At 58.5% G+C, this 22,826-nt stretch carries 13 protein-coding genes; 6 read left to right on the forward strand and 7 right to left on the reverse strand.

Annotation, left to right across the window (positions count from 1 at the left end; genetic code table 11):
* Positions 1-92: 92 nt before the first annotated feature.
* Positions 93-986: a LysR family transcriptional regulator gene (locus AO068_RS09795; protein ID WP_058408257.1), complete on the reverse strand. Its 894-nt coding sequence runs from the start codon at positions 984-986 to the stop codon at positions 93-95.
* Positions 987-1,102: 116 nt separating this feature from the next.
* On the opposite strand from AO068_RS09795, the gene AO068_RS09800 reads away from it, so the two are divergent.
* From AO068_RS09800 to AO068_RS09825, 6 genes are all read left to right on the forward strand, one after another.
* Positions 1,103-2,359: an MFS transporter gene (locus tag AO068_RS09800; protein ID WP_058408258.1), complete on the forward strand. Its 1,257-nt coding sequence runs from the start codon at positions 1,103-1,105 to the stop codon at positions 2,357-2,359.
* Between the two features lie 77 nt (positions 2,360-2,436).
* Positions 2,437-3,702 (forward strand): AAA family ATPase, encoded by a 1,266-nt coding sequence (locus AO068_RS09805; protein WP_058399812.1) that lies wholly within the window; start codon positions 2,437-2,439, stop codon positions 3,700-3,702.
* Positions 3,699-4,340: a retron system putative HNH endonuclease gene (locus tag AO068_RS09810; protein WP_058408259.1), complete on the forward strand. Its 642-nt coding sequence runs from the start codon at positions 3,699-3,701 to the stop codon at positions 4,338-4,340. Before AO068_RS09805 ends, AO068_RS09810 begins: the two co-directional genes overlap by 4 nt.
* 297 nt (positions 4,341-4,637) lie before the next feature.
* Positions 4,638-5,987 (forward strand): GntP family permease, encoded by a 1,350-nt coding sequence (locus tag AO068_RS09815; RefSeq protein ID WP_058408260.1) that lies wholly within the window; start codon positions 4,638-4,640, stop codon positions 5,985-5,987.
* Positions 5,988-6,848 carry a MurR/RpiR family transcriptional regulator gene (locus AO068_RS09820; RefSeq protein WP_058408261.1) on the forward strand — a complete coding sequence of 287 codons (861 nt, stop codon included), beginning with the start codon at positions 5,988-5,990 and terminating at the stop codon, positions 6,846-6,848.
* Positions 6,849-6,851: 3 nt separating this feature from the next.
* Positions 6,852-8,327, forward strand: coding sequence for an N-acyl-D-amino-acid deacylase family protein (locus AO068_RS09825; protein ID WP_058408262.1), 1,476 nt, complete (start codon positions 6,852-6,854; stop codon positions 8,325-8,327).
* 60 nt (positions 8,328-8,387) lie between these two features.
* On the opposite strand, the gene hemE is transcribed toward AO068_RS09825, so the two are convergent.
* The 6 genes from hemE to AO068_RS09855 form a co-directional block, all read right to left on the reverse strand.
* The gene (hemE, locus tag AO068_RS09830) at positions 8,388-9,452 is read right to left on the reverse strand and encodes a uroporphyrinogen decarboxylase (protein WP_058408263.1); all 1,065 of its coding nucleotides are present in this window, start codon (positions 9,450-9,452) and stop codon (positions 8,388-8,390) included.
* Between the two features lie 142 nt (positions 9,453-9,594).
* The gene (locus tag AO068_RS09835; RefSeq protein ID WP_058408264.1) at positions 9,595-12,819 is read right to left on the reverse strand and encodes a dermonecrotic toxin domain-containing protein; all 3,225 of its coding nucleotides are present in this window, start codon (positions 12,817-12,819) and stop codon (positions 9,595-9,597) included.
* 328 nt (positions 12,820-13,147) lie between these two features.
* The gene (locus AO068_RS09840) at positions 13,148-14,695 is read right to left on the reverse strand and encodes an amidase family protein (protein ID WP_058408265.1); all 1,548 of its coding nucleotides are present in this window, start codon (positions 14,693-14,695) and stop codon (positions 13,148-13,150) included.
* Positions 14,696-14,860: 165 nt separating this feature from the next.
* Positions 14,861-16,279: an FAD-dependent oxidoreductase gene (locus AO068_RS09845; protein WP_002551661.1), complete on the reverse strand. Its 1,419-nt coding sequence runs from the start codon at positions 16,277-16,279 to the stop codon at positions 14,861-14,863.
* 122 nt (positions 16,280-16,401) lie between these two features.
* Positions 16,402-20,847 carry a glutamate synthase large subunit gene (gene gltB / locus AO068_RS09850; protein ID WP_058408266.1) on the reverse strand — a complete coding sequence of 1,482 codons (4,446 nt, stop codon included), beginning with the start codon at positions 20,845-20,847 and terminating at the stop codon, positions 16,402-16,404.
* Between the two features lie 360 nt (positions 20,848-21,207).
* Entirely contained in the window at positions 21,208-22,821 is a 1,614-nt protein-coding gene (locus AO068_RS09855) for an SPOR domain-containing protein (RefSeq protein ID WP_058408267.1), read from the reverse strand.
* Positions 22,822-22,826: the final 5 nt, after the last annotated feature.

Below are 22,826 nucleotides of genomic sequence, written 5' to 3' on the forward strand. Positions count from 1 at the left end.
CAAAGCCCCGTAAAGTACAGGGCTCAGGCGGCAAGCTAAACCGTCCAACTTTTGGGGGGCAGTTCACGGAGCGTGCGGAACGATAACCTCAACTATCGTGCGACATTGAGCGTTAAAAGCTCGGTAAATGCCTTGGCCATTGGTGACTGTTCGTCCTTGCGCTGCACCAGCCATACCGCGCTGGTCGCGCCGGGGTCGAGGACGTTGCGATAGACCACGCTGTCGATGCGCATTCGGCGGTAGGACGCTGGCAGCACGGTGACGCCCAGTCCAGCTGCGACCAGGCCGATGATGGTCATCACTTCGCCCGCCTCCTGAGTGATCAGCGGGCTGAAACCCGCGGCGCGTGCCAGACTCAGAACCTGCGCATAAATGCCGCTGCCATAAGTGCGCGGGAAGAACACGAACGGCTCGGCGGCCAGTGCCGACATATAAATCCCGTCCTCGCTTTCTGCCGCCAGCGGATGGTCGGCACGCATGATCGCCACCAGCGGCTCGTTCAGCAGCTCAAACACCACCAGCGAATCGGGTAACGCCAACGGGCGCATGATGCCGACCTGAATGGTCTTGTCTTCAAGCCCTGCTGCCACTTCCTGGCTGGTGATTTCGGTCAGGGTCAGGTGCACATCCGGATAAGCCTGACGGAAAGCAAAAATCGCCTGCGGAATGCTGGAAGTGAACGGTGCCGACGACGTGAAGCCAATCTTCAGCTCGCCGATTTCACCCAGTTGCGCACGCCGGGCAACATCAGTGGCTTTATCGACCTGCGCCAGCACCAGACGCGCCTCATCGAGAAACAGCCTCCCGGATTCACTCAGTTCGACACGCCGGTTGGTGCGGTCAAATAGACGCGTGCCCAGCTCCTGCTCCAGCGTCTGGATCTGCTGGCTCAGCGGCGGTTGGGAGATACCCAGCGCCTGGGCTGCACGACCGAAATGCAGCTCTTCGGCAACCGCGATGAAGTAACGCAGATGACGCAATTCCATGCGGCCTCCATTAAGTCGTTTTACCTATCAAACAGGTCGAACAATATATTGGATGGAATGATTGGCGGGCTATATGATTTTTTCATTGCCTGCCCAATCGTGCTCCGAGGTCTACCTTGAATCCTGCCGTCGCCCCGTCCACCACAGACCTGAATGCCTCCGCTAAAACGTCTGGCGACACTTACATCGAGAAGAACACACCGCTTTTCAAACGCACCGCACTGGCGTTGTTCGCTGGCGGGTTCTCGACGTTCACCCTGCTGTATTGCGTCCAGCCGATGATGCCGACGCTGTCCGGCGAATTTTCCCTTTCAGCAGCCCAGAGCAGTCTGATTCTGTCCGTCGCCACGGCAATGCTCGCCATCGGCCTGCTGATTACCGGACCGATATCCGATCGGCTGGGGCGCAAATCGGTGATGGTCATGGCGCTGTTCTGTGCATCGCTGTTCACCATCGCCAGCGCACTTATGCCCAGTTGGGAAGGCGTACTTATCACACGGGCACTGGTGGGCCTGTCGCTGAGCGGTCTGGCGGCAGTGGCGATGACTTACCTGAGCGAGGAAATCCACCCCACGCATCTGGGCCTGGCAATGGGGCTGTATATCGGCGGCAGCGCGGTCGGCGGGATGAGCGGACGGCTGATCGTCGGGGTCATGATCGATTACGTAAGCTGGCACGCGGCGATGCTGGTGGTCGGTGGGCTGGCCCTGATCGCAGCTATGGTATTCTGGAAGATCCTCCCGGAATCGCGCAACTTCCGACCCCGCTCACTGCACCCTCGCAGCCTGCTGGACGGCTTTGTGGTGCAGTTCAAAGACGCCGGGTTGCCGCTGCTGTTTCTGGTCGGGTTCCTGCTGATGGGCGCATTCGTCACGCTGTTCAACTACATCGCCTACCGTTTTTTGAGCGCCCCCTACAATCTGAGCCAGGCAGTGGTCGGCGTGTTTTCCGTGGTGTATCTGTCGGGTATCTATAGCTCGGCAAAGATCGGCTCATTGGCCGACCGTCTTGGCCGCCGACGGGTGCTATGGGCCGTGATCGTGATGATGCTGGCTGGTCTGCTGCTGACCCTGTTCACACCGTTGCCACTGGTTATCGCAGGTGTGCTGATATTCACCTTCGGCTTTTTCGGTGCGCATTCGGTAGCCAGCAGCTGGGTTGGGCGCAGAGCCACAACAGCCAGAGGTCAGGCTGCTTCGCTTTACCTGTTCTGCTATTACGCGGGCTCAAGCGTGGCCGGAACCGGCGGCGGCGTGTTCTGGCATTACGCGGGCTGGAACGGCATCGGGCTGTTTATCGGGGTGTTGCTGTTGATTGCCCTCGGGGTAGCGTTGCGGCTGGCTAGGTTGCAGCCGCTAGGGGCGAAGGTTTAGTCACATATAGGGCGATGGCGGATAGAGTGAGCCAAGGTACACTGGCGCATCCGCCAGTTCTGGTAAAGGAAACCGACATGCGCCTCGACCATCTCCACCTGCAGAATTTTCGTTGCTACGAAGATGCTCATTTTGATTTCCAGCCGGGGTTCAATCTGGTGGTGGGGGTTAATGGCAGTGGGAAGACGTCGCTGTTGCTGGGGGTGGCGGGATGCTTCGGGAATTTACTTGGAAGCATTGGCGTCCATCAGCCATCGATAGCTGAGTCCGATGTTCGGTTCGCGTTAGTAAAGTTCGAAGACAGGATTCGTTTCGAACGCAGCTATCCTCTTGTACTGACTGCCCAAGGTGGCGCGTTTGAGCGTCAGGAATGGCACGTATCGCTAGAACGCAGCAGTCTTCAGACAAATTTCAGCGCGCTGAACAGTCTCGCGTTTTCGGAAAATCTAATTAGCATCGATGTAAGTACCCACGGGGATTTGCCTGTATTCGCCGTCTATCAAGCCAATCGACGCTGGCTGACGATGAGTGTAACCGCTGAGCTTGCTGCACAGAGCAAACCATCAAGACTGGATGCTTACACCTCTTGGTTCGATGCCGCCTCCAATTTGAAAAACTTTGAGACCTGGTTCATCGGCAAAACACTGGAGCGCTTTCAAAGGCTATCCCGAGCAGGTTCTTCCAGCGTTTTCAACGACGAACTGACCTGGATAAACTCAGCCATCCAATGCGCACTACCCGACGCCAAGGGAATAGAGTACGACATGGAGCTACGTGCGTTGGTAGTCGATATGGATGACCGAAAAATCCCGTTCAACGACCTGAGCGACGGACAACGCGGAATGGTCGCACTCTTCGCCGATATCGCTCGCCGTATATGCCTGCTCAACCCGCACATGGGGAAGGATGTGCTAAGCAAGACAAACGGCATCATCGTGATCGACGAACTAGACATCCATCTGCACCCCGGCTGGCAACGCACTATTGCTCCAGCGCTGAAAAAAGCATTTCCCAGCGTACAGTTCATCGCCGCCAGCCACTCCCCACAGGTCATCGGCAGCCTGCAACCGGGCGAGGTCATCCTGCTGAATAACCATGACGGCTCTCACCCAAGAGCAACCTACGGCCTGGACTCCAGCAGTATTCTGGAAGAAGTCATGGGGGTACCGCAGCGCGAGCCTGAAATTGAAGCACTGCTCGACGAGCTATTCAGCACACTGGAAAACAACGAACTTGAAAAAGCCAGACTGCAGCTTGATGCGTTAAAACAGAAAGCGCCCGATCTGCCCGAGTTCGCAGGTGCCGAAGCGTTGCTCAAACGCAAGGAGCTCATTGGCCGATGAGACGCGTTATCAAGGGAACTGAGCCTGCGTCACTCACCGAATGGAAAGCCAGCGCAAACGAAGACTGGACGCCCACCTATCCAAGCCTGCAGAACCCGCAAAAACGCGACTTGCATAATTGCTTGCTGCAAGAGCAGAACTTCTCATGCTGCTATTGCGGCAGGGAAATAGAGCTTGATAGCAGCCACATCGAACATTTCAGACCGCAGGATCATTATCTGCCATTGGCACTGGAATACAGCAATCTTCATGCGTCTTGCCTGCGCGAGACCACACCAGGAAACCCGTTGCACTGCGGCCACTATAAAGGCAACTGGTTCGATGAGGAGCTGCACATTTCCCCGACAGAGGACGATTGCGAACAGCGCTTCCGTTATCTGCTCACAGGGAAAATCCAAAGCACGTCCCACACAGATCTTCCCGCCACGACGATGATCGAAAAGCTGGCACTCGATATCGCGTATCTGACTAAAAGACGTCAGGAGGCCATAACGGGTGTGTTCGATGAACAATTCTTATCCAGCGCCAGCGATGCTGAGCTTAGGCACCTTCTGGAAAGCCTGCGATCGCAAGCTGCCAACAATCCGATCAGCTTTGGTCATGTGATTGCACGTTATGCGGAACAATTACTGGCGTAGAGGCAGTCAGTCCGGAAAGCAGGGCTAGGGAGACGCATTGCGCGTCCTCCCATCGGTCATTCACAACATTGGGCAAGAAATTTATTTTCATATATTTGTTTATATTTCTTTTTCGTGTAATTTATTTTCATCACGAAAACAGAGATAAAAATAATGAATACCTGTGATCGCCTCGAAACCTGCTTCACTCCTTTTCCTGCGTCATCCCTGCCGAGTACCCCCGAGTCGCCTTCCGGCTGACGGCTTCAGCCGTTGGTATTGCGCGCTCGCCTACCCATTCTGCAAGGAACCGCCGCTATGTCGCCGTCACCCGGTATTTCGCTGTTGGTCTACGCCGCTGTCGCCATCATTGCCTTGATCGTGCTGATCGCGCGCTATCGTCTCAATCCGTTTATTGTCATTACGCTGGTGTCGGTCGGTCTGGCGCTGGTTGCCGGGATGCCGGCCAGTGGCGTGGTCGCCTCTTACGAAGCGGGAGTGGGCAAGACGCTGGGGCATATCGCGCTGGTCGTGGCGCTGGGCACCATGCTCGGCAAGATGATGGCCGAGTCCGGTGGTGCCGAGCAGGTGGCGCGCACTCTGATCGACCGCTTTGGCGAACGTAACGCGCACTGGGCTATGGTCTGCATTGCGTTTCTGGTGGGCTTGCCGCTGTTTTTCGAAGTGGGTTTCGTTCTGCTGGTGCCGATTGCCTTTACTGTCGCGCGGCGTGTCGGGGTGTCGATTCTGATGGTCGGCCTGCCGATGGTCGCCGGTCTGTCGGTAGTGCATGCACTGGTGCCGCCGCACCCTGCGGCAATGCTCGCCGTTCAGGCTTATCAGGCGTCGGTAGGGCAAACCCTGTTCTATGCCATTCTGATCGGCATACCCACGGCCATCATCGCCGGTCCGGTATATGCCAAATTCATCGTGCCGCATATCCATCTACCGGCTGAAAACCCGTTGGCCAAGCAGTTTCTCGACCGCGAACCAAGAGCAAAACTGCCCAGTTTCGGCCTGACCATGGCGACCATTCTATTGCCGGTGGTGCTGATGCTGCTGGGTGGCTGGGCCAACCTGATCAGCACACCGGGCAGTGCGTTCAATGGCTTTTTGCTGTTCATCGGCAACTCGGTGATCGCCCTGCTGCTGGCCACCCTGCTGAGTTTCTGGACGCTGGGCATCGCTCAGGGATTCAATCGCGACTCGATCCTGAAATTCACCAATGAGTGCCTGGCACCGACCGCCAGCATCACGTTGCTGGTCGGTGCCGGTGGCGGTTTGAACCGTATTCTGGTCGACAGCGGTGTCACCAACCAGATCGTTGGTCTGGCGCAGGACTTTCACCTCTCGCCCTTGCTGATGGGCTGGCTGTTCGCTGCACTGATGCGTGTGGCGACAGGCTCGGCGACGGTAGCAATGACCACCGCATCGGGGATCGTTGCACCAGTGGCGATGGGCCTGGGTTATCCGCACCCCGAGTTGCTGGTGCTGGCGACAGGCGCAGGCTCGGTGATCTTTTCCCACGTCAACGACGGCGGTTTCTGGCTTATCAAGGAATACTTCAACATGACCGTAGCGCAAACCTTCAAGACCTGGACGGTACTGGAGACGCTGATCTCCATCGTCGCCTTTGCTTTGACGCTGGGACTGGCGCAGGTGCTCTGAGTGGACATTCTGTACCAGATACGTGCCCGTCAGGATTCACTCAGCGCGGGAGAAGGCCGGATCGCCAGGCTGGTGCTCAGCGATATCGCCTTCGCCGCAAGTGCCAGTCTGGACGAGCTGGCCAGCCGCGCCGAGGTCAGCAGCGCTACGTTGTCACGCTTCGCGCGCAGCATCGGTTGTCGGGACCTGCGCGACTTGCGCCTGCAACTGGCCCAGGCGAGCGGCGTGGGCAGCCGATTTCTCAACCCTGAACCGGCCCCGGAGCAGTCGGCCTTTTTCACCCGGATTGTCGGTGACATAGAAGCCACTCTGCATCAGCACCTGGCCGGGTTTGATGAGTCGCGCTTTGCCGCAGCCATAGCGTGCCTCAGCGATGCACGCATGATTCATGCGTTCGGCATGGGCGGTTGCTCCAGCCTGTGCAGCGAGGAGCTGCAAACCCGATTGGTACGTTTGGGCTACCCGGTGGCGGCCTGCCGCGACCCGGTGATGATGCGCATGATTGCGGCCACGCTTGGTCCGCAACACAGCCTGATTGTCTGCTCGCTCAGCGGGCGCACGCCGGAACTGCTCGACGCAGTAACTCTGGCGCGGAGCTATGGTGCTCGCGTGCTGGCCATTACCTTGCCCGACTCCCCTCTGGCGCAACTGGCCGAGGTGGTGTTGCCGTTGCAAATTGCTGAGACCAATTTCATTTATAAACCCACCGCCGCGCGCTACGGCATGCTGCTGACCATTGATGTGCTGGCCACTGAACTGGCGCTGCTGAGCCCTGAAGACAATCAGGAACGGCTGCGTCGGATCAAGCTTGCACTGGATGAATACCGTGGCGGCGAAGACGGCCTGCCGCTGGGAGACTGAAGCATGATTTACGACTTGATCATCCACGATGCGCTGGTCATCGATGGCAGCAATACGCCCGGAGTACGCGCCGATGTAGCGATTAGCGACGGACGCATCCAGCGCATCGGCAACCTGATCGATGCCACTGCGCAGGAAGAGGTCAACGCTGCCGGCCGCGTGCTGGCCCCAGGTTTTATCGACGTACACACCCATGACGACACGGTGGTGATTCGCAAGCCCGACATGCTGCCCAAGATCAGCCAGGGCGTAACCACGGTTATCGTCGGCAATTGCGGAATCAGCGCATCACCGGTCTCGCTGCGCGGCAACCCGCCTGACCCGATGAACCTGCTGGGCGACGCGGCAGCGTTTGTCTATCCGCGCTTCGCCGACTATCGCGCAGCCGTGGATAACGCCAGGCCTGCCGTGAATGTGGCCGCTTTGATTGGCCATACGGCCCTGCGCAGCAACCACATGGATGACTTGTTTCGCAGCGCCAGCCCGGAAGAGATCGCCGCGATGCGCGAGCAGTTGCGCGACAGCCTCGAAGCCGGCGCGCTGGGTTTGTCGACTGGCCTTGCTTACGCTTCGGCCTTCTCGGCCGAGACCAGCGAAGTCAAGCAACTGGCTGAAGAGCTCAGCGCTTTTGGCGCGATCTACACCACTCACTTGCGCAGCGAATTCGAGCCGGTATTGGAGGCGATGGCGGAGGCCTTCGACATAGGCCGCCATGCGCGCTCGCCAGTGGTGATTTCCCACATGAAATGCGCTGGCGCGGGTAACTGGGGCCGCAGCCCGCAACTGCTGGCGGCCTTGGAAAAAGCTGCGCAGGACCATCCGGTCGGTTGCGATTGTTACCCTTATGCAGCCAGCTCTTCGACGCTGGACCTGAAGCAGGTCACCGACGCATTCCGTATCACCATCACCTGGTCAACGCCGCACGCGGATCAGGGCGGCCGGGATTTACAGGACATTGCCGCCGACTGGGGGTTGTCATTGCTGGACGCCGCACGCAAGTTGCAGCCTGCGGGTGCGGTGTACTACGGCATGGATGAGGGCGACGTCGAACGCATCATGTCTCACCCGCTGTCGATGATCGGTTCTGATGGCCTTCCGGAAGATCCGTTTCCGCATCCGCGCTTATGGGGAGCATTCCCCAGAGTGCTCGGCCATTTCAGCCGCGACAAAGGGTTGTTTGCGTTGCACACCGCGGTACACAAAATGACCGGGCTTTCGGCAGCGCGCTTTGCCTTGCACGAGCGCGGCTTTATTCGTGAGGGCTATTGGGCGGATCTGGTGCTGTTCAACCCGCAAACCGTGCGCGATGTGGCAGATTTCAAAGACCCTCAGCGAGCGGCACAGGGCATTGACGGCGTCTGGGTAAACGGCCGATTGAGCTATGCCGAAGGCAAGCCGCAAGGCGAGCGACAGGGTAGATTCCTGCCGCGCAGCGGTTCGCTGCTGGAGGGCTTTACGGATGGAAAAGCGCCGACGTAAGCGTCGGCGCTGAAAAGAGCCGATGCGCCCTGATGTATCGACGCATCGTCAGCCGGACAATTACTGGTGATACTGCGCCGACAACTCATGTACTGCGTTGATGAACGCACCAGCATTGGCCGGGTCGACTTCAGGGGTGATGCCGTGGCCGAGGTTGAAGACGTGACCGGTGCCGCTGCCATAGCTGGCGAGGATGCGTGCGACTTCCTGGCGGATGGCTTCCGGGCGGGCGTAAAGCACGGTCGGGTCCATATTGCCCTGCAGCGAAACCTTGCTGCCGACACGCTGACGCGCTTCGCCGATGTCGCAGGTCCAGTCCAGGCCCAGAGTATCGGCGCCGATGTCGGCGATGCTTTCCAGCCACAGACCGCCGCCTTTGGTGAACACGATGACCGGCACCTTGCGCCCGTCGTTTTCGCGAATCAGGCCGTTGACGCTCTTGCGCATGTAGGCCAGCGAGAACTCCTGATACGCCGCCGAAGACAGGCTGCCGCCCCAGCTGTCGAAGATCTGCACGGCTTGCGCACCGGCCAGAATCTGGCCATTCAGGTAGGAGGTCACTGACTGCGCCAGCTTGTCGAGCAGCAGGTGCATCGCTTGCGGGTTGTCGTAGAGCATGGCCTTGGATTTGCGGAAGTCCTTCGAGGAGCCGCCTTCGACCATGTAGGTCGCCAGGGTCCACGGGCTGCCGGCAAAACCGATCAGCGGCACACGGCCGTTGAGTTCGCGACGGATGGTGCTGACCGCGTCCATCACATAGCCCAGGTCCTTCTGTGCATCCGGGATGGGCAGAGCTTCGATGTCAGCCAGCGTGCTGACGGTTTTCTTGAAGCGCGGGCCTTCGCCGGTCTCGAAGTACAGGCCCAGGCCCATTGCGTCGGGAATGGTCAGGATGTCGGAGAACAGAATCGCCGCATCCAGCGGGTAGCGATCCAGTGGCTGCAGCGTGACTTCACAGGCGAACTGCGGGTTCTTGCACAAGCTCATGAAGTCCCCGGCACTGGCGCGGCTGGCGCGGTATTCAGGCAGGTAACGGCCTGCCTGGCGCATCATCCATACCGGCGTGACGTCTACGGGTTGCTTGAGCAAAGCGCGAAGGAAACGGTCGTTCTTCAGGGCAGTCATGTCGGCATCCGCAATAAAAGTGCCGGTATTTTCTCAGAGCGCGACGCAAAAGGCACGGCAAGAGCCGTGCCTTTTGTCTATCGTGCCGATTTGCTGTGCCAATACAGCTCCGCGCCCGGCGTAAGACTGGGGCGGGCCTGCGCTATTTGTGGGGATCTATGACGTCAAACGCCTTGATAACGCCTTTTTCAGCCGGGGCAAGTATCAGGCGCCAGGCACCTCTGCCGGTGCTCCTGCCTATACCGGGAAGGTCCAGCGAGAACTGGCTTTTACCATACTTGTGCAGACTGCCATTGCCATCCAGCACATATCTATCAACTGCTTTTTTGACAGCAGCTTCAAGGTCATCGTTAGGGAGGTCATTTTCTGCATGCCTGAAACGCCTACTTGCAAAAAAGCCATCGGTGCCCACTTTGTATCTTTTTACCCGATTGCTATCCGAGGAATCGCCATCACTCCCCGAGCCGCTCGATGGTCTGCCTTTTAATCGTTTGTTGCCGCCGCGCAACCCTGCCGACGCATGTACCCAGACCCCTTGCCTATCAAGCTGAATCGGCAATTGATAATGCGCATCTGGCCGTCGGGGATCGATCACCCTCCATGCTGCGAAATCAACATCGTATCTGACGGCATAGGTCTTACCTTGTTGCACAGCATAAAAGCGGCTTGGCGCACCTTCATGAGTCTTTTCATAAACGCCGTTGTAAAACCCGCTGTCGAGCAGTTTCAATCCACCGGGTGTTTTGGCCACTGCTGTTTTCGGATCAAGGACAGAACGGCCGATTGATGTTGTCGACGATGTCTGGACCCTTCGTGCTCTGGGCAGCGTCAAACCATCAGCCAGCAGCAACGCCGCCTGGACAAAATACAAGGGGGCACCTTGCTCTTCACCGCCAGCTTTTGCGACGCCCTGCCAGATGGCATAAAAGCTGCGCAATGCTGCAATCGGCAGCCTTACCTTGAAAGGCGCGAAGGTGAGCACGATGTCGCCAACGACTTTGGTGATTTCCCAAGCACTTTCCCAATAGGTTTCCCAGTTGGTGTTGGTCTGTTCATCGACAGCAGAAATCACCCTCCCGACTTCAGAGTCATAGACTGCCTCAAGAAAACTTCCAGTGCAGGGCTGCAGTTCCATGAACAGCGTTTCACGGCGGACGGTCAGAATACGCCTGACATCGTCCCGGGAGGCCAAAGGCGCCCTGCCCACCAGATAGTCCAGCAAACCCGGTTCAAGCAGTATCCGCTGCTGAAACTCCTGCGGATCGCTCATTTCCCGGAAGCATATTCCGTCAGGAGCCTGCGGGGTAAAAACCACAAAAGCGGCGACGCTCGAGCGCGACTCTGCGCCGATCACCAGTACGCCGCTCAATGACACGTCATTGATGGATAACTGGCTGACCTGAATGCGATGCCCCTCTACCGTTGCGCGGTCATCACTGTCAGTTGGGTGATCGAGCACGGCAGCAACCCATTTGTAGCCCCTGCTCGCCAGCTCGGGAGGAAGTCCACCATGGCCCAGAAAGTCACCCGCCATCTTCGCCTCTATCACATCGAGGCGCATTTGCGCGCGCATGACGCGTGCATAACGTTCACGGTGCCATTGCCCTGACGCCGACGTGGACAGTACTGTGCGGAGGTATCTTGAATAATCTTCGCCAATGTTCAGATCACGAATCAGGCCGAACAGATAACCGGCGTTGAGGAAACTGACCAGTTGCCCCTGATCGTCAAACGCGCGGCTGGTGAGCAGAAAGTTGATATTGGTGAGTGCAATGTTTTCCAGCGACAGATCTGTAAGGCTGCGCTCATGCGTTTCATAATGCGGCTCCAGTTCTGAAGGGCCGATATATTCGTAATCGGTATCAATAATAATGCCTGGATCAATCTCGATGCTGACGGTATGCACGCTGATATGGTCAGGATCCACTGCAATACCGTGGTCGAGCAAAATCCGTTCCTGCAGCTTTTGCCGTGCATATTTGCGCAATTGGTCGGGCTGTGCGTAGCCGGAAGGATCCAGCAGGTCAGGTGCCTGAGCTTCGAGCAAGGCTTGGCTGTAGTCCTGCACCGCCATTTTCCAGCTTTGTTTTTCGGCAGCCGTCGCGTTCGCGAACCAATCAGGCAGAAACCCGCTTTCGATTTCGGTTGGTTTGCCGGGGTCGAACCAGCCGCGATTTTCCTCGATCGCGCGCCGCGTCAGAACGTCGCGAAAGCCCTGTACGTCCTGCTCGAATTGCATACCCAGCGATGCCCGCTCGTCAGCCTTCAATTGCGAACTGATTGCCAGATAGAAGCTGTCAGTGCCCTGTTTGAATGAAGTTATCTCACCGTTGCCGGTGTCCTTTGCGCTGTAATTTCCGTAGTTGTCGTGCAGCAGAATAATACGGTTATCGTCAGTATCTGCCGGGGCGTAATTGCTCGCACCAGCGTCGAAGATCAACACGTCCCGACCCGATTCGGCCGCCAGTAATTCCCGGACGATACTGCGGGCCAGCTCATCCGTGTACGAATTGAAGCTTCGCGTTCGCGACAGCCCGTCGATAGCCAGACTGTTGCTCCACTCATCCAGCGAAATGTTCATTGCCTCGCCAAAAGCGTCCGGCAGAACAAGATTGTTCAGGAAATCGGCCTCTTCCTGTTCTGTCAGCGGCATCTGCTGCAACAGCTCTTCGAGACGTCCTGCCGGAACCTCGGGGCATAAGGCGCACAGCACGCTCAGGGCCGGAGACAGCGGCGTCTGCTGACGAACCCAAAGAGGCAGGAAAGGATTGTGTTCGCGGGTATCCAGTTGGCCCTTTGAGGTGCCTTCATCAGCTGCAACCAGCGCATCGAATAACAGCGGTCTCTGGTCTTTTGCCAGCCCCGCTATTTGCTCACGCAGGGTAACGATTCGTCCGGCATCACTGCCACTGCCCGGAAAGTTACCCCCCATTCCAACGCTGGAACCTGCCGGCAACTGACTGAACACCCAGCGCAGTAACGGCTCGTCATCGGCGACCTGAACATTGTCCGGGACGATGTACGCGTCGCCATTTTGCGTCAGGACAATGCTGTCTTGAACGACGCTTTCATCACTGCCTTTAAGAAAAACCGCGAGTACTTCATCGTTTTCGTTGTGAATCCTGATGGACAGGTCTGCTGGCCAGTCTGGCAACTGAACCAGCAAGGAGAACAGCGCGCCTTCACCGTCTTCAGGAAAAAAATCCTTTTCTGTAAAGCGCTCGACGAACTGGTCGATTATCCGGTCTGCGCGTTCTCGGGTCCGGTGTTCGCGCACGGCAACCGTGCTGGGCGTAAACCTGTCCGGCCCGAGAGATTTCTGCTCATTGGATCGAGCAAGTTTGCCCATGGGTGCTGCTTTCAACATGGCTATTTCCTTATAGCGACATGGATGGCGGGAGTATCTAAGGCGATGAACTCCCCAAAAGGATCAGGAGCCTAAACCTTTTTAAGAGCAGGTACAGAGGGCGGAAAACAGCTGTAAACAATCGCTTGTCGCAGACGCCGGAACAGGCCTTGATCGGGACCTGGACAAGAGGGTTGAAACCTTGATGCGCCGCCTCTGGCGGGGCGACGCAACTTAATGAAAGGCGGTTGTAATACCGGGACCGGATTATTTCAAAACGTCACAACACCGTTTTCCGAGGCCCGCCCCTGACATCCAGGCCTGGCCTGCACCAGACTGGAATATGGAATCAATCAGCCTGGCTGATACCCGAATGAACCAAAGCTGCAGATGTTGCAAGCGCCTGTTCAAGTGCGTAGGCATAGCTCAGCAAAGCACCTTCATCCCAGGCAGTGGAAAGGAAATACAACCCTCTTGGCAGGCCATTCTCTTCGAGCCCGACAGGCACGGTTATTCCCGGATAACCTGCGATAGCGCCAACCGCTTTGAAAGAAACCTCTGACCAGTCAATGAGCACGTCGAGCGAGTGTTGCTGCAAGAGCCCATCAATCAATTGTCGATGAGCAGCACGCAAGTTGGTTGCAATCGACAGGTAATCCTCCTGATCTACAGACACGCTGGAGGAGTCAATCAATAAATCCTGATCATAGGCTTGCGCTCCAGGAAACGCGGTGTTGAATGCAATGATCTCATCCAGCGTGCTGACACCCAGCCCGGTGCGTGTGCTCAAGTAAGCGTTAAGCTCGCGCTTGAAATCATGCACCAGCACTAAATACTCTGAAGTGCTATCAATCGACGGAACATCGACGGGAACCAGTATCGCCCCGGCAGCACTCAGACGACGCTTCACCTTTTGGAATTCAGGATCGTCGTCCATTGGCATGCCGTCATGGGTGTGACTTGGATAGCCCAGGCGCTTGCCGCTCAAGGCGTCCGTCCTGAGGTGGTCGACATAGTTCACTACATCGGTGGAGGCTCGGGCGGTGGCTTCGTCGAGAGGGTCGTTGCCGCTCATCGCCGTCAGCAGGATCGCGGTATCCGTGACCGTTCGCGCCATTGGGCCGGGGGTGTCCTGACGACTGGAGAGCGGAATCATACCGGTACGACTGAGCAGACCCAGCGTAGGCCTAAGCCCTATGACACCACTCGTGGCGGCGGGTTGAATGATCGAACCATTGGTCTCGGTGCCTACCGCCAAAGGTGAAAATCCAGCTGCAAGACCCACTGCCGAACCTGAGCTGGAGCCAAGCGGATCAGCGCTCAAGTCATAGGGATGACGCGTCTGCCCGCCTCGGCCGCTCCAGCCGCTAGGTACCTCGTACCCACGGAAATGCGCCCATTCGCTGAGATTGGCCTTGCCGATAATGATCGCGCCGGCATCGCGAAGCCGCTGCACCACAAAAGCATCGCGTGGAGCAGGCAATCCGACCATTGAGAGAGCGCCCGCGGTGGTCTGCATCTGATCGCCCGTATCAAGATTGTCTTTTACCAGTATGGGGATGCCATGCAGCGGCCCACGTTTTTCCCCGCGAGAACGCTCCCCGTCCATTTGCGCGGCTATCTGCAGAGCGTCGGGGTTGATTTCAATGACAGCGTTGAGCGCCGGGCCATTTTTGTTCAGCACTTCGATGCGCTGGAGCAAGCCTGTCACCAGCCCGACAGAGGTCAGGTTGCCTGCACTCATGCGTCGCTGAAGCTCGACACCGGATTCAAAGTAAACGGCCTTGTTTTCGATGATCGAACCGAAAACGGGTCCATCGAAGTTGGCGGGTGTCTGGCTGGCAAATGCAAAGGGCGCTATCGAGAGCGCGAGGCAGAAACCAAACTGATTTTTCATGATGTCCTTCCCTGGTTGATAAAACGCTCGTCTTGAGCGAGTTACACCGAGCTTAGGAAGGAGGGCGCAGAAGGGATGTCAGAAGAGTCGGTAAATCACCCGTGATGGGTAGACGCCTGTTGTCAGAGCGCGCCTCAGTAACGGCGCGCTCTGGCAACACAAGGCTTAGACGCCCAGGTAATCCAGAATCCCTTCAGCCGCATTACGGCCTTCGAAGATAGCGGTCACCACCAGGTCGGAGCCGCGCACCATGTCGCCACCGGCGAAGATCTTCGGGTTGCTGGTCTGGTGCTTGTACTGTGCTTGTTCCGGGGCCACCACACGGCCCTGGCTGTCAGTACTGATCGTGAACTGCTCGAACCATGGCGCAGGGCTTGGGCGGAAGCCGAAGGCGATGACCACGGCTTCGGCCGGGATGATCTCTTCGGAGCCCGGAATCGGCTCCGGGCTGCGACGACCCCGAGCATCAGGCTCGCCGAGACGCGTCTCGACCACCTTCACGCCTTCGACCTTGCCATCGCCCACGATGGCGATAGGCTGACGGTTGTAGAGAAACTTCACGCCTTCTTCCTTGGCGTTTTTCACTTCCTTGCGCGAGCCTGGCATGTTCTCTTCGTCGCGACGATAAGCGCAGGTCACCGACTTGGCACCCTGACGGATCGAGGTGCGGTTGCAGTCCATCGCCGTGTCACCACCGCCCAGAACCACGACCCGCTTGCCCTTCATGTCGACGAAGTCTTCCGGGGCCTTTTCAAAGCCCAGGTTGCGGTTGACGTTGGCGATCAGGAAGTCGAGCGCATCGTGCACGCCCGGCAGATCCTCACCGGGGAAGCCGCCTTTCATGTAGGTGTAGGTGCCCATGCCCATGAACACCGCATCGTATTCTTCGAGCAGTTGATCGATGGTGACGTCCTTGCCGACTTCGGTGTTGAGCCGAAACTCGATGCCCATGCCGGTGAACACTTCGCGACGATGGCTGAGCACGGATTTTTCCAGCTTGAACTCGGGGATGCCGAAGGTCAGCAAACCACCGATTTCCGGATTCTTGTCGAACACCACCGGCGTCACGCCGCCACGCACCAACACGTCGGCACAGCCCAGGCCCGCAGGCCCTGCACCAATGATGGCGACGCGCTTGCCGGTCGGCACAACTCTGGACATGTCCGGACGCCAGCCCATGGCAAACGCGGTGTCGGTGATGTACTTCTCGACCGAGCCGATGGTGACCGCGCCGAAACCGTCGTTCAGCGTGCAGGCACCTTCACACAGGCGATCCTGCGGGCACACGCGGCCGCAGACTTCCGGCAGAGTGTTGGTCTGATGAGACAACTCCGCCGCCGCGAGAATATTGCCCTCGGCGACCAGCTTGAGCCAGTTGGGAATGAAGTTGTGCACCGGGCACTTCCACTCGCAATACGGGTTGCCGCAACCCAGGCAGCGATGCGCCTGATCGGCGGACTGCTGGGGCTTGAACGGTTCGTAGATTTCCACGAACTCCTTCTTGCGTTGACGCAGCAGTTTCTTCTTCGGGTCTTTACGTCCGACGTCGATGAACTGGAAGTCGTTACTGAGACGTTCAGCCATTCTCTGGAGCCTCTTTACGGCAGCTTCAGGTTACAAGCCTGAAGCTGCAAAAAATCGTGATCGCAGGCAATTCGCGCACTGCCGTTGGCTTGCGGTTTGAAGCTCACCGCTAGCAGCTGCTTTTACTGTGGATTCGCCCGAGTGCTGGAGAGCAGCGATTTCAGGTTGGCAGCCTTGGGCTTGACCAGCCAGAAACGACGCAGGTAGTCGTCCAGGTTTTCCGCAAGATTGCGGCCCCATTCGCTGTCGGTTTCAGCCACGTACTCGTTGAGAACGCTCTGCAAGTGAGTGCGATAGGCTTCCATCGACTCGCCGCTGATGCGCTGGATCTCGACCAGCTCATGGTTGACCAGGTCAACGAAGGTGTTGTCCTGATCGAGCACGTAGGCGAAACCGCCAGTCATACCGGAACCGAAGTTGTAGCCGGTCTTGCCCAGTACACAGACGAAACCACCAGTCATGTATTCGCAGCAGTGGTCGCCAGTGCCTTCCACAACAGTGTGAGCACCCGAGTTACGCACCGCGAAACGCTCGCCCGCCGTGCCCGCCGCAAACAGCTTGCCGCCGGTTGCGCCGTACAGGCAGGTGTTGCCGATGATAGCGCTCTCGTTGGTCTTGAACGGGCTGCCCTTGGGCGGCACGATCACCAGCTTGCCAGCGGTCATACCCTTGCCGACGTAGTCGTTGGCATCGCCTTCCAGATACATGTTCAGGCCACCGGCGTTCCACACCCCGAAGCTCTGACCGGCAGTGCCTTTGAAGCGGAAAGTGATCGGTGCCTTGTTCATGCCCTGGTTGCCGTGCAATCGGGCGATTTCACCGGAAATCCGTGCGCCAATGGAACGGTCGCAGTTGCAGATGTCCAGTTCATACTCGCCACCGCTGAGGGATTCAATGGCCGGCTTGGCCATCTCCACCATCTGCTCGGCCAGCAGGCCCTTGTCGAACGGCGGGTTGCGATCCACCAGGCTGAACTGAGGCTTGTCAGCCGGAATATGGTCGCTGCCCAGCAACGGTGTCAGGTCCAGATGCTGCTGCTTCTCGGTTTCGCCCGGCAGGATATCCAGCAGGTCGGTACGACCGATCAGCTCTTCCAGCGTGCGAACGCCCAGCCTGGCCAGCCACTCACGGGTTTCTTCAGCTACGTAGGTGAAGAAGTTGATCACCATGTCGACGGTGCCGATGTAGTGGTCCTTGCGCAGCTTTTCGTTCTGCGTCGCAACGCCGGTAGCGCAGTTGTTCAGATGGCAGATACGCAGGTATTTGCAGCCCAGCGCGATCATCGGCGCGGTGCCGAAACCGAAGCTTTCAGCACCGAGAATGGCTGCCTTGATCACGTCCAGGCCGGTTTTCAGACCACCGTCGGTCTGCACCCGGACCTTGCCGCGCAGGTCGTTGCCGCGCAGGGTCTGGTGAGTTTCGGCCAGACCCAGTTCCCACGGCGCGCCAGCGTACTTGATCGAGGTCAGCGGCGATGCACCGGTGCCGCCGTCGTAACCGGAAATGGTGATCAGGTCGGCATAGGCCTTGGCCACGCCAGCGGCAATGGTGCCAACGCCCGCTTCTGCCACCAGCTTGACCGACACCAGCGCCGCCGGGTTGACCTGTTTCAAGTCAAAAATCAGCTGCGACAAGTCTTCGATGGAATAGATGTCGTGGTGCGGAGGCGGCGAAATCAGCGTCACGCCCGGCACGGCATAGCGCAGCTTGGCGATCAGGCCATTGACCTTGCCGCCCGGCAGCTGCCCGCCCTCACCCGGCTTGGCACCCTGTGCAACCTTGATTTGCAGCACATCGGCGTTCACCAGGTATTCTGGCGTGACACCAAAGCGGCCAGTGGCAATCTGCTTGATCTTGGAGCTGCGGATGGTGCCGTAACGCGCCGGATCTTCGCCGCCTTCACCGGAGTTGGAGCGCGCGCCCAGACGGTTCATCGCCTCGGCCAGCGCTTCATGAGCCTCCGGCGACAAGGCACCCAGAGAAATACCGGCCGAATCGAAGCGCTTGAGGATTTCGCTCAGCGGCTCGATTTCGTCGATGTTCAGCGGCTGCTCAAGCGTCTTGACCTGCAGCAGGTCGCGAATCATCGACACCGGACGCTGGTCTACCAGCGAGGTGTATTCCTTGAACTTGCTGTAGTCGCCCTGCTGCACGGCGGCTTGCAGGGTGCTGACCACGTCCGGGTTGTAGGCATGGTATTCGCCACCAAACACGAACTTGAGCAGACCGCCTTGCTGGATCGGCTTGCGCGTGCTCCAGGCTTCGGCTGCCAGCGCTTTCTGTTCGGCTTCAATATCGACGAAACGCGCGCCTTTCAGGCGGCTCGGCACACCGCGGAAACTGGTGTCGCAAACTTCCTCGGACAGACCGATGGCTTCAAACAACTGCGCGCCACGGTAGGACGCAACGGTCGAGATACCCATCTTCGAGAGGATCTTGAGCAGGCCCTTGGTGATGCCTTTGCGGTAGTTCTTGAAGACTTCGTACAGATCGCCCAGCACTTCGCCAGTACGGATCAGATCGCCCAGCACTTCATAGGCCAGGAACGGATAGACCGCCGACGCGCCGAAGCCGATCAACACCGCGAAATGGTGCGGGTCACGCGCGGTTGCGGTTTCGACCAGGATGTTGCTGTCGCAACGCAGGCCCTGTTCGGTCAGACGGTGGTGAACCGCGCCGACCGCCAGCGAAGCATGCACCGGCAGTTTGCCCGGTGCGATGTGTCGGTCGCTCAGCACGATCAGGGTACGACCGGCACGCACGGCCTCTTCGGCCTGATCGGCAACGCTGCGCACAGCGGCTTCAAGACCCAGGCTTTCATCGTAGTTCAGGTCAATGATGTGGCGTTCGAAACCCGGACGCTCCAGGTTCATCAGCGAACGCCATTTGGCTGGCGAAATGACCGGCGAACTGAGGATTACGCGCGAGGCGTGCTCTGGCGATTCCTGGAAGATATTGCGCTCGGCCCCGAGGCAGATTTCCAGCGACATGACGATAGCTTCACGCAGCGGGTCGATCGGCGGGTTGGTGACCTGCGCGAACTGCTGGCGGAAGTAATCGTAGGGCGAACGCACACGACGCGACAGCACGGCCATCGGCGTGTCGTCACCCATCGAGCCCACAGCTTCCTGGCCCTGTTCACCCAGCGGACGCAGCACCTGATCGCGTTCTTCGAACGTGACCTGATACATCTTCATGTATTGCTTGAGCTGCTCGCTGTCGTAAAAAGCCGAACCGTGGTCGTTGTCTTCCATGGTGGCCTGAATGCGCAGGGCATTCTTGCGCAGCCATTGTTTGTACGGATGACGCGACTTGAGACGGTTGTCGATAGCGTCGGTGTCGAGGATCTGACCGGTTTCAGTGTCCACGGCAAAGATCTGCCCAGGACCGACGCGGCCCTTGGCGATAACGTCTTCAGGCTTGTAGTCCCACACGCCGATTTCCGACGCCAGGGTGATGTAGCCATTCTTGGTCGTGACCCAGCGCGCCGGGCGCAGGCCATTGCGGTCAAGCAGGCAGACGGCATGACGACCTTCGGTCATCACGATGCCGGCCGGGCCGTCCCACGGCTCCATGTGCATGGAGTTGTATTCATAGAAGGCGCGTAGATCCGGGTCCATGGTCTCGACGTTCTGCCACGCAGGCGGAATGATCATGCGCACGCCACGGAACAGGTCGATGCCGCCGGTCACCATCAGCTCAAGCATGTTGTCCATGCTCGATGAGTCCGAACCCACGCGGTTGACCAGCGGGCCCAGCTCGTCCAGGTCCATCAGATCGTTGGTGAACTTGGTGCGTCGCGCCTGCGCCCAGTTGCGGTTGCCGGTGATGGTGTTGATCTCGCCGTTGTGGGCGAGGAAGCGGAACGGCTGCGCCAGCGGCCATTTCGGCAGGGTATTGGTGGAAAAGCGCTGGTGGAACACGCAAATGGCAGTCTGCAGACGCTCGTCGCTCAGGTCCGGGAAGAAGGCCGTGAGATCGGCCGGCATCATCAGGCCTTTATAAATGATGGTCTTGTGCGAAAAGCTGCAAATGTAATGATCGGTATCTGCGGCGTTGGACACTGACGAACGGCGGCGTGCGCTGAACAGCTTGATGGCGAATTCCTGATCGCTCAGGCCTTCACCGCCAATGTACACCTGCTCGATTTTCGGCAGACGCTCCAGTGCCAGACGGCCCAGGACGCTGGTATCGATCGGCACCTGACGCCAGCCGACCAGTTCCAGGCCCTCGGCGAGGATCTCGCGGTTCATGTTTTCGCGTGCGGCGTCAGCCTTGGCGTCGTCCTGATTGAGGAACACCATGCCCACAGCATATTGGCGGGGCAGGTCGGCACCGAAGTGCTCTTTGGCCATCGCACGCAAGAAGCCATCGGGCTTCTGAATCAACAGACCGCAACCGTCACCGGTCTTGCCGTCGGCGTTGATACCGCCACGGTGGGTCATGCAGGTCAGGGCCTGAACGGCCGTCTGCAACAGGTGATGACTGGGCTCGCCCTGCATATGAGCGATCAGGCCGAAGCCACAGTTATCCTTGAATTCATCTGGTTGGTACAGACCTGCTTTCATAGACACTTTCTCACCAGGCTGCCTCTATGCGAGGCAAATTTCCTTTTAATTCAACCAATTACCTGTCACGCCGAACGTACGCCAGCTTCGGACAGGCAAAACGGAGGTCATTGTACACAGCGACACAAGGGCTAACAAATTTAACGACGACTGGTTGATAATCAATGTCGCAATTATGAAAGTTTTAAAACGGGTCGCTGTGCTAGTCAAAGCATTTCTTCAAGTATCTGACTGACGCGACGGGAGACTGTAAAGCGCTTGTAACGCAGACGCCGCAAGGCGCGCACCAATCAGGTGGCGCGCTTTGCGGGTTAAGTCAGGCTGGCTGGGTGAAGCGGCCCGGATAAGGCCGCTGCGACTTCAGCGACTGGCACCAAGCTCTTGTTGGACGCTGGCGACAGTACGGGGCCAAGGTTTACCAGCCTGAACCTTGGCTGGCAATACCTTGATGGCTGCCAGGGCGGCAGCACGGTCAGGAAAGTTGCCATACGTGATGACGTACAGCGGCTTGCCCTGCAGGGTTTTCTTGAAATAACGGTACTCGCCACCTTGCTCTGCGATGTAGGCCTGAGCGGTCGCTTCGGAGCTGGTGCCCAGAATCTGTACCACATAATGGCCTGGCGCCTGACTGCTGTACCAATTGCTACCGGCAGCCGGTTTGGCGGCTGCTGGCGCAGGTTTTTCCGCAGGCTTGGCGGCCGGGGCCGGAGCTGGCTTGGCTGTGGCGACCTGAGCAGGTGCAGGCGCAGGCGCTGGCTTGGCGGCTGGCGCAGGAATAGACGAGCGTGGCGTCTGGGCGGCAGCCTGACCGGCAGGCACGCCCGCAGGCGGCGCAGTGGTGGTCACGGTCGGCGGCTGGGCAGGCGAACCTGTCGGCACCGCGTCTTCGTCGGAATCAGTCGACCCGGCCGCTTCAGCCAGCGGGCCGCGCATCACCGGTTGCGAGTTGCCATTCATCGGCAGCGGCATCGGCTGGGAATTGCCCGCGAACTCGATGGCCGGGCTACCGTTGTTCGATTGCTGAGCAGTTGGCTTGCCCTCGCCCAGCGGCAATTGCGCCTGAGCAGAAGCAGGGGCATTGGCTGGTGTGCCCGTTTTGTCACCGCGACCCGGGATCAGCACTGCTGCTGCCACGGCCACTATGACGACGGCACCCAAGGCCAATACGTGTTTTTTCGGCATGTTGAACCCCACACTTGGACGCTTGACCGCGGAACGACTCGCGATCATCGCCTCGATCATTGAATCGCGGGCTACCTGGTTGATTGCCCCAGGCCAGCCATCGGACTGTTCATGAATATCGGTGATCTGGTCGGCAGTGAACAACGCGATTCCTTGCCCTGCACCCTCCAGACGCTGAGCCAGATACTCCCGGGTTTCCTCTTCCGTATAGGGTTGCAGCTCGATGACGTGAAAGCGTTCGCCTTCGACATCGCCCTGCAGGTCGGCACACATCTGATCGAGACGATCGAGCAGCGATGGCTCTCCGAACAGGAATACATGCGGACGCCCTTCAGGCGTTCCCGCAGCAAGACCCAGCAACGCTTCGAGCGCCGAATCGCCCAGTTGTTCCGCATCGTCAACCAGCAAGTAGACTTCCTGGCCGGTCAGCCCGAGCTGCACGACCTGCGACAGGATCGCCTGCATTTCAGCCTGGGCAACGCTCAGCGCCTGGGCAACCTGCTGCAGCACACCTGCCGCATCGCCGGCACCGCGTGCAGAAACCACAACGCTTTGCACCGATTGCTTGTTGGTACTTGCTACCAGCGCCTGACGCAGCAGGGTCTTGCCACTGCCCTGCGGCCCGGTCACTGCCAGCAATAACTGGCTGTAACGCGCCAGATGATGAAGCTGACCCAGTACAGGCTTGCGCTGGGCAGGAAAGAATTTGAAGCCAGGTACCCGCGCCGCAAAGGGGTCATGACTCAACTGATAATGGCCGAGGAAGGCCTCGTCGGCATGCAAACTAGTCATGGGTT

Source organism: Pseudomonas sp. ICMP 3272 (genome assembly GCF_001466905.1).
Lineage (GTDB): Bacteria > Pseudomonadota > Gammaproteobacteria > Pseudomonadales > Pseudomonadaceae > Aquipseudomonas > Aquipseudomonas amygdali.